The following is a 13,186-nucleotide window of genomic DNA, read 5'->3' as shown; positions in this document are numbered from 1 at the left end:
CCTACTCCTTGCCGAGCGTGGTGACGTCCAGCTCGTCGGCCGCGTAGCTGGCCCGGATCACCTTCTTGTCGAACTTGCCGACCGAGGTCTTCGGGACCGACTCGACGATCGCCCAGCGCTCCGGCAGCTGCCAGGAGGCGATCCGCTCGGCCAGGAACGACCGCAGCTCGCGCAGCCCGGCGATCGCGCCCGGGCGCAGCACGACGGTGGCCAGCGGGCGCTCGCCCCACTTCTCGTCCGGCACCGCGACGACGGCGGCCTCGGCCACCTCGGGGTGGCCCATCAGGGCGTTCTCCAGCTCGACGGAGGAGATCCACTCGCCGCCCGACTTGATGACGTCCTTGGCCCGGTCGGTGAGGGTCAGGTAGCCGTCGGCGGTGATGGTGCCCACGTCGCCGGTGCGCAGCCAGCCGTCCTCGGAGAACTTGTCGTCCGGGCGGACCGGGTCCTGTCCGGCGCCGCCGTAGTAGGCCGCGGCGATCCACGGGCCGCGCACCTCCAGCTCGCCGGCCGCGACGCCGTCGTGCGGCATCCGCTCGCCGCCCGGGCCGATCAGCCGGGCCTCGACCGAGGCCGGGAAGAGGCCCTGGGTGATCCGGTACGGCCACTCCTCCTCGGTGGTGAGGCCGCCCGGCGGCTGGGCGAAGGAGCCGAGCGGGGAGGTCTCGGTCATGCCCCAGGCGTGCAGCACCCGGATGCCGTGGCGCTCGTCGTAGGCCTTCATCAGCGAGGGCGGGCAGGCACTGCCGCCGATGACCACCATGCGCAGGCTGGAGGTGTCGTAGTCGCCGGCGTCCAGCTCGTCCAGCAGGCCGCTCCAGATGGTCGGGACGGCGGCGCTGACGGTGGGGCGGACGGCGGCGATCATCTCGGCCATCGGCTTGGGCTGGAGGAAACGATCCGGCATGAGCAGGTTGGCGCCGGACATGAAGGCGGCGTGCGGGATGCCCCAGGCGTTCACGTGGAACATCGGGACCACCGGCAGGGCGGTGTCGCGCGGGGTGAAGGCGAAGTTGTCACCGGTGTTGACCTGCATGCAGTGCAGGTAGATCGAACGGTGGCTGTAGAGCACGCCCTTCGGGTCGCCGGTGGTGCCCGAGGTGTAGCAGAGCACGGCGGCCTGGCGCTCGTCTATGTCGCGCTGCCAGGGGTAGTCGGTGGGCCGGTCGGCGATCAGCTCGTCGTAGTCGTGCACGCCGCCCGCGAAGCCGGCCAGCAGCGAGCGGTCGCCGGGGCCGGCCACCACGATGTGCTTCAGCGTGGGAGCGAGGTCCGGCAGCACGGCGGCGAGCAGCGGCAGGACGCTGCCGTTGACGATGACCACGCGGTCGGCGGCGTGGTTGACGATGAAGGACAGCTGCTGGGCGGGCAGCCGCAGGTTCAGGGTGTGCAGCACGGCCCCCATCGAGGGGACGGCGAGGTACGCCTCCAGGTGGAAGTCGTTGTTCCACATCAGGGTCGCGACGCGGTCGTCCCCCGTCACCCCGAGCTCGTCGCGCAGCGCGTGCGCCAGCTGCGCGGCGCGGGCGCCCACCTCGGCGTAGGTCCGCACGACCGGCCCGGTGACGTCCCAGGTGGTGACGGTCGACCGAGCGTGGACCGTGGACCCGTGCTCGAGGATCCGGGCGACGGTGAGCGGTACGTCCTGCATCGTGCTGAACACGGGTCCTCCTCGACCTGGCGGCACTGGTGGCGCTCCTGCGGCACACCTACCGGGCGGTAATACGCGCGGACGTGCCCGATTGTGCCGTTTCCGTCCACCCGCTGTCAGCATCCCCGCACCGTTGCACGGATCACGGATCCGCCCCGTTTCCTCCCCGGTGCCGACGCGGCGTGGCTCAGCGGTGGTCGGGACGGCAGAGGCGCAGCGAGTTGGCCGGATCCGGGGCGAAGGCCGGGTCGAGCATCCAGCCCTGTTCCGCGGCGATGCGCAGGGCCTGGTGGGCGCCGGCGCCGCGGTAGGTGGCACGGTGGAGCTGGATGCGGCGCAGGAAGGTGCCGTCCGGGGCGATCAGCCGGCCGTAACTGTCCGCGCTGCGGCCGAGTTCGCGGGTGGACTCGCGCTTGAGGATGCGGCGGACGTGGCGCTCCCAGGCGGCCGGGCTGCCGGTGAACTCGGCGCGGAAGGCGCGCGGGCCGACCGTCCAGCGGGCGCCCCAGCGCTCCCAGTAGTCGGGCTCGGGGCGGTCCACCCAGAAGGTGAGCAGGCCGTACACCGGGACGTAGACGATCTGGAGCAGGAAGATCACGGGCAGCAGCGGCGCGAAGCGGCCCGGCTGCGGGCCCCACGGGGTGCCGGGGGCGGCCGGCGGATCCTGCGGGGAGGGGGCGCTCAAGGTGGCCGGGGCGGGGAAGCGGCGGACCAGCCGGACCCGCCCGGCGTCGGTGCCGGACGGCGCCCCCTGCCAGCCGAACCGCTCGGCGACCCGCACCACGCCCTCCGCACCGAGGCCCCGGTAGAGGCGCACGGCGAGTTCGGCCGACACCTCGCGGCCGAGGTCGACCTGCACCTGACCGCCGCCGGCCGCGTGGCTCGCCTCGGCGGCGGCGATGCGGCGCCTGAGCACCGGGGTGACGTAGCGCTCCCAGTCCTCGGGGCGGCCGGTGAGTTCGGCCCGCAGGCGGCGCGGCGGGATGAAGCTGCGGTTGACCCTCAGCCAGCCGTCGGAACTGGGGCCGTCACCGCCGTAGTTGGAGAAGATCGCGGCCGCGATGATGGCCGCGAAGACGACCACCAGACCGAGGATCCAGAGCGGGGCGTAGATCCACTGCAGGAGGAACTGGAGCAGCACGACCAGGCGGTTGCGGCGCGGCAGCGGGCCGGGGAGGCCGCCGACGGGCTGCGGCGGGGCGGCGTACGGGGGCGGCTGCGACTGCGACTGCCGTTGCTGCTGTGGCGGGACCGGCTGGGCGTAGGGGTTCGGCCGGTCGTACGGGTTCGGCTGGGCGTACGGGTTCGGCTGCGGGGTGCCGCCACCGTACCCGGCCGCACCCCGGTGTTCCTGGCCGTTCGTCATGCCGCCCCCTCGTGCCCGGTGAGCGGCCACCCTATCGACGGACGGTCAGCCTGCGGTCGGTCCGTCGACGTGATTCCGGTCGATCGCCAGAGTCTCGCCGGCGTAGGTCTCCTGAGCGTTGCCGCGGTACTGGTGGACGCGCTGGTGGAAGGGCCAGAGGTCGGGGGTGAGCGGGCCGGAGCCGGCGGTGTCGGCCTGGTCGTCCCAGCGGGCGTACCAGAGGGCGTCGGGCAGCGGGGAGCTGCCGGCCCGGGCGGCGGCGGCCAGGTCGGAGACGCCGGATTCGAGGCTGGAGTAGAAGCCGGAGCGGTAGCCCGCCGAGTGCAGGGCCTGGGTCCAGCCGAGGGTGAAGTCGACCACGGCCTGGCCGCAGGCGGCCTCGCGCATCGGATAGGCCTCGATGTCCAGGTAGACCGGGCTGCCCTTGCCGAGGCCGAGCGAGCGCATCGCGTGCACGGCCTCGTCGGCCTCGTCCCGGCCCTGCTCGGCGGCCCTGGCCGGGTCGATCCGCTTGGGCTTGCGGCTGGGGTCGGCGCACGGCGCCTGCAGGCCGACGTGCACCGGCAGGAAGCGCCAGCCCATCGCCCGCGCCTGGCGGACCCAGTCCGCGCTCAGCCGGGGCTGGGTGCAGCCGCGCTGGGAGCCGCTGACGTAGATGCCGACCGCCCCGTACGGGGAGGCGGCGCGCCAGGCCCGCAGGGTCTCGGGCGCGGGCGCGGAGCAGGAGTCGAAGGCGGGACCGCTCCAGTCGTCGCGGATCCGGGGCGGGCCGATCCGGTCGGGGAGGGTGAGGGCGCGGATGCGTGGGACGGCGACGGCGGCCGGGGCGGAGGCTTCGGCGCTCACGCCCGTCCCGTCGATGGCCAACAGGAGCACGAGGGAGGCGGCGAGGAGGGCCGCCGGGCGGAGATAGCGCACCCGGCCTTGATACTGACGGACCATCGGACGAACAGGTCAACCACGCCGCAGGCCCCGCGCGAGTCCACCCTTTCGGGCGCACCCGTCCGTATCCGTCCTGATATTTGTAACGAGCTTGCCCGCTCATCACTCCTTACGGCAAACTCACTAGCATGCCCACCTCCCGTACCAGCGAAACCGCTGCCCCCACCTCGGCTGCCGCCGTCGCCGAGGCCCTTGCCATGCCGCCCGCCCCCAAGGGCGAGCCTGCCGGCGAGCGGGGCAGCTGGCGACGAGGTGGGGAGCCCGGCTCCGCGGCGCCCCCCGGGGTCCACCCCGGCCGGTCCACCGGCCGGTTCGGCAAGGTCAAGCGGCGTCCGATGGGGGTCCCCCCGGCCGAAGGCTGGGGGAGGATCCCGGCGCCGCTTCTGTGTCTGGTCGCGATGTTCCTGGTGCAGACCGGCATCGCCCTGTCCAAGCCGCTGTTCGGCCCGCTCGGGGTCAGCGGCACCACCTTCCTGCGGCTGGGCTTCGCCGCGGCCATCCTGCTCGCCGTCACCCGGCCCAGGCTGCGCGACAAGCGCCCGCGCGACCTCGCCGCGGCCGCCCTGCTGGGCGTCGCCTCCGCCGGAATGACCTACCTGTTCGCCGGGGCGGTCGACCGGCTGCCGATGGGCACCGCCGCCACCATCGAGTTCCTCGGCCCGCTCGCGGTCGCCCTGGTCTTCGCCCGGCGCGCCAGCCACCTGCTCTGGGCGCTGCTCGCCGCGGCCGGCGTCGTCCTGCTGACCCTCCTCGGTGAAGGGGACGGCGGCGGCTCGCTCGACCCGGTCGGCCTGCTCTACGCCTTCGGCGCGGCCGCCTGCTACTCGGTGTACATCCTGTTCACCGACAAGGTCGGCGCCACCTTCCACGGCTTCCAGGGCCTGGCCGTGTCGATGACGGTCGGCGCGCTGGTCCTCGCGCCGTTCGGGTTCGGCGAGGCCTGGGACGGGCTGACCGCCCCCGGCGCCTCACCGCTGGTGCTGCTCGCCTCGGTGGCCGGGGTGGCGGTGCTGCTGCCGGTGCTCCCGTACGCGCTGGAGATGACGGCGCTGCGCCGGATGCCGCAGCGGGTGTTCAGCGTGCTGGTCAGCCTGGAACCGGCGGTCAGCGCACTGGTCGGGCTGGTGGTGCTCGGCCAGCTGCTGGGCGCGGCTCAGCTGGCCGGGATCGGCTGCGTGGTCGCGGCCAGCGTGGGGGCCACGCTGGCCGGGCGGCGCTGACGGCGTACGGCGTTACGGCGTTACGGCCAGAGCAGGGTGCGGGACCACTCCGGGGTGCGGACCGGGCCGGTGCGGGTGTAGCGCAGCCGGACGTGCCGGCGCTGGGCGTCGCCCTGCCAGAACTCCACCTCGTGCGCCCACAGGGTGTAGACCGCATGGCCGGGCGCGACGGCGTCCGGGGTGGCCTCCAGCCGGCGGCGGGCGACCGCCACCGCCTCGTCGTACTCCTCCAGCGCGCCCAGCGGCTCGCTCTGCCGGCCGACCAGCGCGCCGATCCGGGCGGCGGGCGAGCGAGTGGCGAACTCGGCGGCGGCGACCAGGTCCGCGGCCCGCTCGACACTGCCGCGGACCCGCACCTGGCGGCCCAGCTGCGGCCAGTAGACGGTCAGCGCGGCGGCCGGGTGGTGGGCGAGCTGGCGACCCTTGGGGCTGTCGGCGGCGGCGGAGAAGTTCCAGCCGGTGCCGGCCGCGTCCACGTCGCGCAGCACCAGCACCCGGGCGTCCGGCATGCCGTCGGCGTCGACCGTGGAGAGGGTGAAGGCCTGCGGGTCCAGCACACCGGCGTCCAGCGCGGTGGCGAGCCAGTCCACGAACAGCGGGCCGGGCTCGACGGGGGCGGCCGCGGGATCGAAGGAGGGCAGCGGGCGGGCCATCGGCGGGCGGCCGAGCAGCAGTTCGGGGACCGACCTGGGCTCGGGCCGGCGCTCGTCCAGCGGTGCCGGGCACGCGTCCGCCTGCGGCTCCGGTGCGGGCCTGGCCCCGTCCGGACCGGTCAGGCCCTCGTCCTCCGCCGCCATCGCGCACCTTCCTTCCGGTTGCCGCGGTCGCCGCCCCGGCCGGGCCGTCCGTTCCGGGCCCGGGCGCGTAAGGCGCTGTCGGAGCGCAACCGTACCGCCGTGGACCGACGGCTCCGGGCGCGGGCCCTCGGTGGGCGGATCCGGGCCGCTCGCGCGGGCTCGCGTTGGGACCGGGCTCGTACGGACCGGGCTCGTACGGACCAAGCTCGTACGGACCGGCGCCGGACACACTCGTGGGCGGTGCCGATGGCGGCACCGCCCACGAGGCCGGTTTCGCGGCGACCCTTTCCGCTGGCCGGTCAAAGCTCTCGTCCGATCTCTCCGGTCCGCACCCGGACGGGAGTCCCGTCCGGAGACCGGTTCCAACCCCTCCACGGGTGCTCAGCTCACCCGCGGCCGTCCACCTCCGGCGCCCCCGCCGGCGGTGGTGCCCGAGGGGTCAGCCGAAGACCGGGGAGAAGATGACGTTGACGTTCTTGTTGCCCTGGCCGGCCAGGATGTTGCCCGCGTTGTCCTTCGCCGCGAGGGTGTTGTTCTGGTTCGAGGCACCGGAACCGGTGGCCGTCTGCTGGTTGGAGACGTAGTTGCCGTCGACCCCGCCGAACACGTTGCCGGTCCCGGTGTTGGACACCACGCCGGCGTTGGAACCGCCCGCGGCACCCGCGCCGTTGTCGGCGGCAGCGGCCCCGGCACCCGCCAGCAGCAGACCCGCCGCCAGCGGGGCGGCGAGCAGGAACCCTGGCACCCGGCGGGTGTTGATGCGAGCCATATGAGCCTCCAAGAAGCTGTTAATCGTGCATTGGTCGTGCATTGGTCATGCATGGAGTGCGGGGGTTCGCCGGCCAGACGAACACCTGCGGGCTGCGACGCCGGGAGACAGACTTACGCAACAAATCGACAAAGCACTAGCTGACGGGTCAGTTTTCGCCCGTTAGCGTGATATCCACCGAGGTCGCGCATAACGGGCACCGAACCGGACAGCGCGCCGACACACCGCCACTGACCTGGGAGTTCGCCCGAATGACGGCCGTTCGGCGGTCGCCGGGAAACGGCGCTTCGACGTCACGCGAACCACCGGGCGCACCACCCCGGCGCAGGCCGCTATGGAGCACGCCCCCGAAAGGTTCGGCCACCCTTCCATATCGACTTTTCAGCCATTCGCAGACCGTCGGAAAGTCGTACCGAAACTGCGGCCGGCGCAGGGCCCGGGCAGGGGGAGTCCGCCCGTTCCGAAAATCAGACCATCTTGCCCGGGTTGAGGATTCCCAGCGGGTCGAAGACCGCCTTCAGCTGCCGCTGCAGGTCCAGCGCGACCGGCCCCAGCTCGCGGGCCAGCCAGTCCCGCTTGAGCAGCCCCACCCCGTGCTCCCCGGTGATCGTGCCGCCCAACTCCAGCCCGAGCGCCATGATCTCGTCGAAGGAGCGCTGGGCGCGGGCCGTCTGCTCCCGGTCCGAGGCGTCGAAGATCACGATCGGGTGGGTGTTGCCGTCCCCGGCGTGGCTGACCACCCCGATGGTCAGCGCGTGCCGCTCCGCGATCCCCGCGACGCCGTTGAGCATCTCGGCCAGCCGGGAACGCGGCACCGCCACGTCGTCGATCATCGTCGTCCCCAGCCGGTCCAGCGCGGGCAGCGCCAGCCGCCGGGCCGCCAGCAGCAGGTCCGACTCCGCCTGATCTTCGGCCGGCACCACCTCGGTCGCCCCCGCCTCCCGGCACAGCTCCGCGACCCGCGCCAACCCGGCCTCCCGGTCCGGCCCGTCGAAGGCCACCAGCAGCAGCGCCTGGGTCGACTCGGGCAGCCCCATCTGCGCCAGCTCATTGACCGCCCGGACGGAAACCGCGTCCATCAGCTCCATCAGCGACGGGGTCAGCCCGGCCGCCATCACCGCGCAGACCGCCGCGCCGGCCGTGTCCGCGCTCGGGAACTCCGCCGCCAGCGCCAGCTGCGGAGCCGGCAGGGGCCGCAGCGACAGCACCGCCCGCACCACCACCCCGAGCGTCCCCTCCGAGCCGACCAGCAGCCGGGTCAGGTCGTACCCGGCCACCCCCTTGGCCGTCCGGCGGCCGGTGGAGAGCAGCCGCCCGTCCGCCAGCACCACGTCCAGCCCGAGCACGTACTCGCTGGTGACGCCGTACTTCACGCAGCACAGGCCACCCGCGCCGGTGCCGATGTTGCCGCCGATCGTGCAGGACTCCCAGCTGGACGGGTCCGGCGGGTAGCAAAGACCCAACTCCTCGACCGCACGCGACAGTTCGGCATTCACCACGCCCGGCTCGACGACCGCGACCCGGTTCACCGGGTCGATCTCCAGGATCCGGTTCAGCTTCACCAGCGACAGCACGATGCACCCGTCGACGGCGTTCGCCGCCCCCGACAGCCCCGTCCGGGCCCCCTGCGGCACCACCGGCACCCTCAGCTCGGTGGCGGTGCGCAGCACGTGCTGCACCTGCTCGACCGTCTCCGGGAACACCACCACGGCGGGCGCACCGGCGGCGCAGAAGCCCGCCATGTCATGGCTGTAGGCGGCGGTCACGTCCGGATCCACCACCACCGCCCCCGCCGGGAGGCCCCGCGCCAGTCGGTCCGTCAGATCACTCATCGCCGCCTCCGCTCGCCGCCGCGCCGCCTCCACCTCCGCACTCTGCCCGGAGGGCTGGGGGTGGGCAAGTGGGCCTCGGGGCCGGGTGGGCGCCCGGCGGGCGAGGCGGGGAGGAGGTGGGCAGCAGACGAACGGGCCGGGCCGGGCGAGCGCCGCAGGGTGGGCACGACACGGTCAGGCGCGCCGGAGGGCCGGGGTGGCGAGGGCCGCGAGGCCGGCGGCGGCGGTGACGAGGGCGCAGAGGAGGGTGGGCAGGGTGGCGCCCGTCGCGTCCGCCAGCAGGCCGAGCAGGCCGATGGACAGCACCAACGCGAGGCTCTGCACCAGCGTCAGCATCGCCTGGACCCGCGACAGATGGGACGCCGGAGCACCGCCGAGCACCAGCGGGCCGAGGTGGCAGGCGAACAGCCCGGAGCCGACCCCCGTCACCGTGCTGCCGGTCACCGCCCCCACCGGGCCCGCGGACAGGGCCAGCAGCACGATGCCCACCGAGGCCGTGCACAGCCCCGCCGCCGCCCCGACACCCGCCCGGGGCAGCCCGCCGCGCCAGGCGACCAGCGCCGCCACCGCGAGCACCCCGGCCGCCTGGCCGCCGGTCACCAGCCCGGCCGTCCCCGCCGCCCAGCCGTGTGCCCGGGCCAGCAGCGGCCCGAGCAGCGACACCACGGGCAGCAGCGCCCCGGCGGCGGCGCCGGTGAGCAGCAGCGCGGCCCGCAGCAGCGGGTCGCCCAGGGCGAGCCTGACACCGGCCGCCGCCTCCCCCAGCAGCCCGGCCCGGGCAGCGGAAGCGGGCCCGACCGGACCGGTCCGCTCCCCCTCCGGCCGGACCCGCAGCAGCACCAGCAGGACGACCCCGAAGCTCAGCGCGTCCGCCGCCGCCGCGCCCGCGAGCCCGCCCGCGGCGACCAGCAGGCCGCCCAGCGGCGCCCCGAGCAGCACCGCGCTCTGCCCGCCGGCCTGCCGCAGCGCGAGCGCCCGGGGCAGCCGGTCGGCGGGCACCAGCCGGCGCGGCATCGAGCCGCTCGCCGGCAGGTAGAACGCGTCGACCGTCCCGATCACGGCCGCCGCCGCGACCAGCAGCCACAGCGGCGCGCCCCGGCCCCCGGCCACCGCGAGCGCCAGGGCGACGGTCGCGGCCAACATCACCGCGTCCCCGGCGAGCATCACCCGGCGGGCGCCGAACCGGTCCGCGACCGCGCCGCCCAGCAGGACGAGCGCGGTGCGCGGAACGGTGATCGCCGTGAGCACCAGCCCGGCCGCGCCGCCCCCGTACCCGGAGGCGGCCCAGCCGAGGGCGAAGCCCAACGCGGCGTCACCCAGCAGCCCGGCCTGGGCTCCGGTCAGCCAGAGCAGGTACGGCCGGGGCAGGTACGGGCGGGGCAGCGCGGTGGTGGTCATGGCGGGCGACGCTAGGGCCCTCGACCAGGTCGAGGGCAAGGCGCCGACTACCGGCGGACCACCGGCTCCTGGAGCTCGACGACCCAGCCGGACACGTCGTCCGGGGTCTCCAGGTAGCGCTCGCGGGCGTAGCCGGCCGAGCGGTAGCCGTTCTCGTCGATGAAGCGGGCGAGCGCCTGGAGGCTGCCCATCGCCGCGTCCATCGAGCCGCGGTGGACGATGGTCGCCGCCTCCTCGATCGGCGGCAGGTCGACCACCTCGAAGTCGTCCCGGCCACCCGGCACCGAGTGCGCGACCTGGACGGCGGCCCGGATGAGCACCGAGCCGTCGCCCTCCGGCGCGTCCTCGTAGCGGGCGACGGACGGGCCGACCTCCTCGATCCCGGCCTCGGCGACCCGGCGGCACAGCTCCGCGAACAGCGGGACGATCACCGGCGTGATGTCCTCGGGCTGGTAACTCGCCGCCACACCGGTCAGTTGGGCCACCCGGACGGACGGCACGGGCTTCATCACGACATCGTGCTCGGACATGTTCCCCTCACTCTCGATCGTCCGGAGCCTCGCCTCCACCCGGGCCAGCCGCTGCTCGTCCGCGGCGATCGCCGCGGCGAGTTGGGCCCGCCGCAGCCGCAGCATCCCGCGCAGTTCGGCGGCGTCCGGCTGTTCGTCCAGGACGGCCCGCACCTGCTGCAGCGTGAAGCCGAGCTCCTTGAGCGCGATCACCCGGTTCAGCCGGGCGAGTTGGCCCGCCTCGTAGGAGCGGTACCCGGTGACCGGATCGACCCGGGCGGGCCTGAGCAGTCCGATCGCGTCGTAGTGGCGCAGCATCCGCACCGACACCCGGCCGTGGCTGGCGAAGTCTCCGATGTTCAACATGGTGCTTCCACTCCACGGCCTCCCACGGTGTCAGGGTCAACCCCGGCCGCCGGAATCCCCCGGAAAACACCGAGGGCGGGTGCCGACTCGATGTCGGCACCCGCCCTGAGCAGGTGGTTCTCCTACCAGCGGAGAGCGTGGGATTCGAACCCACGGTGACGGGTCACGCCACGACAGTTTTCAAGACTGTTCCCTTAGGCCGCTCGGGCAGCTCTCCAGGCGGAGGTCAGCCTAACGGGTCCGGCGGGTTTCGGCGCACACGATTCCGCGCGCCCGAGGGCTACTGGTCACCGTCCCGCTGGCCGAGCGTGACCTTGGTGGTCATGGTCTGGCCGTTGCGGGTGTACTCGACGTCCACGGTCTCGCCGGGCTTGTGCGTCCAGATCCGGCTGACCAGGGCGGGGCCGTTCTCGATCGGTGCACCGCCGAGCTTGGTGATGACGTCGCCCGGCTTGAGGCCGGCCTTGTCGGCCGCGCCGCCGGGGGTGACGGCCGGCTGACCCTGGATGTCGCGGGTCTGGATCTGCGCGCCGTCGCCCTTGTAGTCGTCGTTGCGCAGCACGTCGAGCTTGGCGTAGACCGGCTTGCCGGTCTTGATCAGGGTGTCCGCGACCCACTTGGCCTGGTTGATCGGGATGGCGAAGCCCAGGCCGATGCTGCCGGCCCGGCCGTTGGCGGAGGCGTTGGACTGGATCGCCGAGTTGATGCCGATCACCGCGCCGCTGGAGTCGAGCAGCGGGCCGCCGGAGTTGCCGGGGTTGATCGAGGCGTCGGTCTGCAGGGCGTTCATGTACGAGGCCTGCGAGCCGGTCTCGTCGCCGGAGGCGACCGGGCGGTCCTTGGCGCTGACGATGCCGCTGGTGACGGTGGACTCCAGGCCGTACGGCGCGCCGATCGCGATCGTGGCGTCGCCGACGTTGACCTTGTCGGAGTCGGCCAGGGCCAGCGGCGCCAGCTTGGCCTTCGGCGGGTTGTCGATCTTGACCACGGCGACGTCGTAGCCCTCGGCGTGGCCCAGCACCGAGGCGCTGTAGGACGTGCCGTCGGCGAACTTGACGGTCAGTTTGCCGCCGTTGAGGGTCGGCGCGACCACGTGGTTGTTGGTGAGGATGTGGCCCTCGGTGTCGAAGACGAAGCCGGTGCCGGTGCCCGACTCCTGGGAGCCCTGCGCCTTGATGGTGACGACGCTGGGCAGCGCCTTCTGCGCGATGCTCGCGATCGAGCCGGGGGCGGGCTCGTTCTTCTGGGTGTTGCTGGCCTGGACGGTGGTGCTGCGGTGGTCGTCCACGGAGCTGCTGCTGTTGTTGTGGTCGGTGGCGACCACACCGATCGCGCCGCCCGCGACACCGGCGACCAGCGCGACGGCCGCGAGCAGGGCCACCAGGCCGCCACGCTTCTTGCGTGGACCGCCGGGGCCGGCCGGGCTGCCGGGGTAGTCGGCCGGGTAGCCGAGCGGACCGTTCGGGCCGCCGGGGTGGCCCGGGCCGCCGGAGGTGGCGTCGTGGCCGCCCCAGCCGCCGAGCGGCTGGCCGGCGCCGAAGGGGTGGTGGCCGGGCGCGGCGGGCCCGCTGGCGTCCGGAGCGCCGTACGGCTCCTGCGCGTTGGCGGCCGGAGCGCCGTAGGGCTCCTGGGCACCGGCGGCGGGCACGCCGTGGGTCGGGGTCGCGTACGGGTTGGTGCCGGGCGGCACGGCGGGCGCGGCCGGAACAACGGCCTGCGCGGCCGGGGCCACGGCCGCAGCCGGGGCGGGTACGACGGGCGGCGCGGGCGGCAGGACCGGCGGCGGGGCGTCGATGTAGCCGGTGACCGGGTCGACGGCCGGCTCCTCGACGGCGGGCGCGGCCGGGGCCTCCGGCGCGGGGACCTTGGTGAAGGCGACGGTGGGCTTGTACCCGCCCTCGGCCGGAACGCCCTCGGCCGGAACGCCCTCGGCCGGAGCGGTCTCGGCCGCGTCCGCCACCGACGGCTCGACAACCGACTCGACAACCGGCTCGGCTGCCGGCTCCGGGACCCGGCTGAACGCCATGGTCGGCTTGTGCCCGCTGTCGGCCGCCGGAGCACCGTCGGCCGGAGCCGCGTCCGCCGCCGACGGCTCGACAACCGACTCGACAACCGGCTCGGCCGCTGGCTCCGGGACCCGGCTGAACGCCATGGTCGGCTTGTGGCCGCCCTGAGCGGTGCCGTCGGAAGCGGCGCCTGCCGCCTCCTGGGCCCCGGCGGGCTGCTCCCCCTGCGGCCCGGCGGGCCCAACCTCGCGCTCGGTGCTCACGGACGACCTCCATAGCTGACAGAACCAAGGACCATAGTTTTTCGCACTGTCGATTCGATTGCCGTAA

10 protein-coding genes and 1 tRNA gene are annotated in these 13,186 nt (G+C 74.2%); 1 reads left to right on the top strand and 10 read right to left on the bottom strand.

Annotation, left to right across the window (positions count from 1 at the left end; genetic code table 11):
• Window position 1: 1 nt before the first annotated feature.
• From ACIG5E_RS04310 to ACIG5E_RS04300, 3 genes are all read right to left on the bottom strand, one after another.
• The gene (locus tag ACIG5E_RS04310; RefSeq protein ID WP_396531368.1) at window positions 2-1,663 is read right to left on the bottom strand and encodes a long-chain fatty acid--CoA ligase; all 1,662 of its coding nucleotides are present in this window, start codon (window positions 1,661-1,663) and stop codon (window positions 2-4) included.
• 175 nt (window positions 1,664-1,838) lie between these two features.
• Window positions 1,839-3,017, bottom strand: coding sequence for a hypothetical protein (locus tag ACIG5E_RS04305; protein WP_396531367.1), 1,179 nt, complete (start codon window positions 3,015-3,017; stop codon window positions 1,839-1,841).
• 45 nt (window positions 3,018-3,062) lie between these two features.
• Window positions 3,063-3,935, bottom strand: a complete 873-nt coding sequence (locus tag ACIG5E_RS04300) for a DUF1906 domain-containing protein (protein WP_396531366.1) — start codon at window positions 3,933-3,935, stop codon at window positions 3,063-3,065.
• A 152-nt stretch (window positions 3,936-4,087) separates the two neighbouring features.
• Between ACIG5E_RS04300 and ACIG5E_RS04295 the strand changes: the two genes are divergently transcribed.
• Window positions 4,088-5,179: an EamA family transporter gene (locus ACIG5E_RS04295; protein ID WP_396531365.1), complete on the top strand. Its 1,092-nt coding sequence runs from the start codon at window positions 4,088-4,090 to the stop codon at window positions 5,177-5,179.
• Between the two features lie 20 nt (window positions 5,180-5,199).
• On the opposite strand, the gene ACIG5E_RS04290 is transcribed toward ACIG5E_RS04295, so the two are convergent.
• The 7 genes from ACIG5E_RS04290 to ACIG5E_RS04260 all read right to left on the bottom strand — a co-directional run bounded on the left by ACIG5E_RS04290 (window position 5,200) and on the right by ACIG5E_RS04260 (window position 13,119).
• Window positions 5,200-5,976, bottom strand: a complete 777-nt coding sequence (locus tag ACIG5E_RS04290) for a pyridoxal 5'-phosphate synthase (protein ID WP_396531364.1) — start codon at window positions 5,974-5,976, stop codon at window positions 5,200-5,202.
• A gap of 439 nt (window positions 5,977-6,415) precedes the next feature.
• The gene (locus ACIG5E_RS04285) at window positions 6,416-6,745 is read right to left on the bottom strand and encodes a hypothetical protein (protein WP_396531362.1); all 330 of its coding nucleotides are present in this window, start codon (window positions 6,743-6,745) and stop codon (window positions 6,416-6,418) included.
• A 467-nt stretch (window positions 6,746-7,212) separates the two neighbouring features.
• Window positions 7,213-8,577: an FAD-binding oxidoreductase gene (locus ACIG5E_RS04280; protein ID WP_396531361.1), complete on the bottom strand. Its 1,365-nt coding sequence runs from the start codon at window positions 8,575-8,577 to the stop codon at window positions 7,213-7,215.
• Between the two features lie 174 nt (window positions 8,578-8,751).
• Window positions 8,752-9,975, bottom strand: coding sequence for an MFS transporter (locus tag ACIG5E_RS04275; RefSeq protein ID WP_396531360.1), 1,224 nt, complete (start codon window positions 9,973-9,975; stop codon window positions 8,752-8,754).
• Between the two features lie 47 nt (window positions 9,976-10,022).
• On the bottom strand, window positions 10,023-10,850 hold the full coding sequence (locus ACIG5E_RS04270) for a MerR family transcriptional regulator (RefSeq protein ID WP_396531359.1): 828 nt from the start codon (window positions 10,848-10,850) through the stop codon (window positions 10,023-10,025).
• Window positions 10,851-10,979: 129 nt separating this feature from the next.
• Window positions 10,980-11,067, bottom strand: a tRNA-Ser gene (locus ACIG5E_RS04265).
• A 63-nt stretch (window positions 11,068-11,130) separates the two neighbouring features.
• Window positions 11,131-13,119, bottom strand: a complete 1,989-nt coding sequence (locus ACIG5E_RS04260; RefSeq protein WP_396531357.1) for a S1C family serine protease — start codon at window positions 13,117-13,119, stop codon at window positions 11,131-11,133.
• Window positions 13,120-13,186 lie beyond the last annotated feature (67 nt).

The organism is Kitasatospora sp. NPDC053057 (genome assembly GCF_044546945.1).
Lineage (GTDB): Bacteria > Actinomycetota > Actinomycetes > Streptomycetales > Streptomycetaceae > Kitasatospora.
This window is presented reverse-complemented; position numbering and strand designations above follow the sequence as displayed.

Bases quoted from the DNA above. Each gene is read 5' to 3' on its own strand.
- ACIG5E_RS04295 (WP_396531365.1), top strand. From the start codon at position 4,088: ATGCCCACCTCCCGTACCAGCGAAACCGCTGCCCCCACCTCGGCTGCC.
- ACIG5E_RS04275 (WP_396531360.1), bottom strand. From the start codon at position 9,975: ATGACCACCACCGCGCTGCCCCGCCCGTACCTGCCCCGGCCGTACCTG.
- ACIG5E_RS04290 (WP_396531364.1), bottom strand. From the start codon at position 5,976: ATGGCGGCGGAGGACGAGGGCCTGACCGGTCCGGACGGGGCCAGGCCC.
- ACIG5E_RS04280 (WP_396531361.1), bottom strand. From the start codon at position 8,577: ATGAGTGATCTGACGGACCGACTGGCGCGGGGCCTCCCGGCGGGGGCG.
- ACIG5E_RS04305 (WP_396531367.1), bottom strand. From the start codon at position 3,017: ATGACGAACGGCCAGGAACACCGGGGTGCGGCCGGGTACGGTGGCGGC.
- ACIG5E_RS04270 (WP_396531359.1), bottom strand. From the start codon at position 10,850: ATGTTGAACATCGGAGACTTCGCCAGCCACGGCCGGGTGTCGGTGCGG.
- ACIG5E_RS04285 (WP_396531362.1), bottom strand. From the start codon at position 6,745: ATGGCTCGCATCAACACCCGCCGGGTGCCAGGGTTCCTGCTCGCCGCC.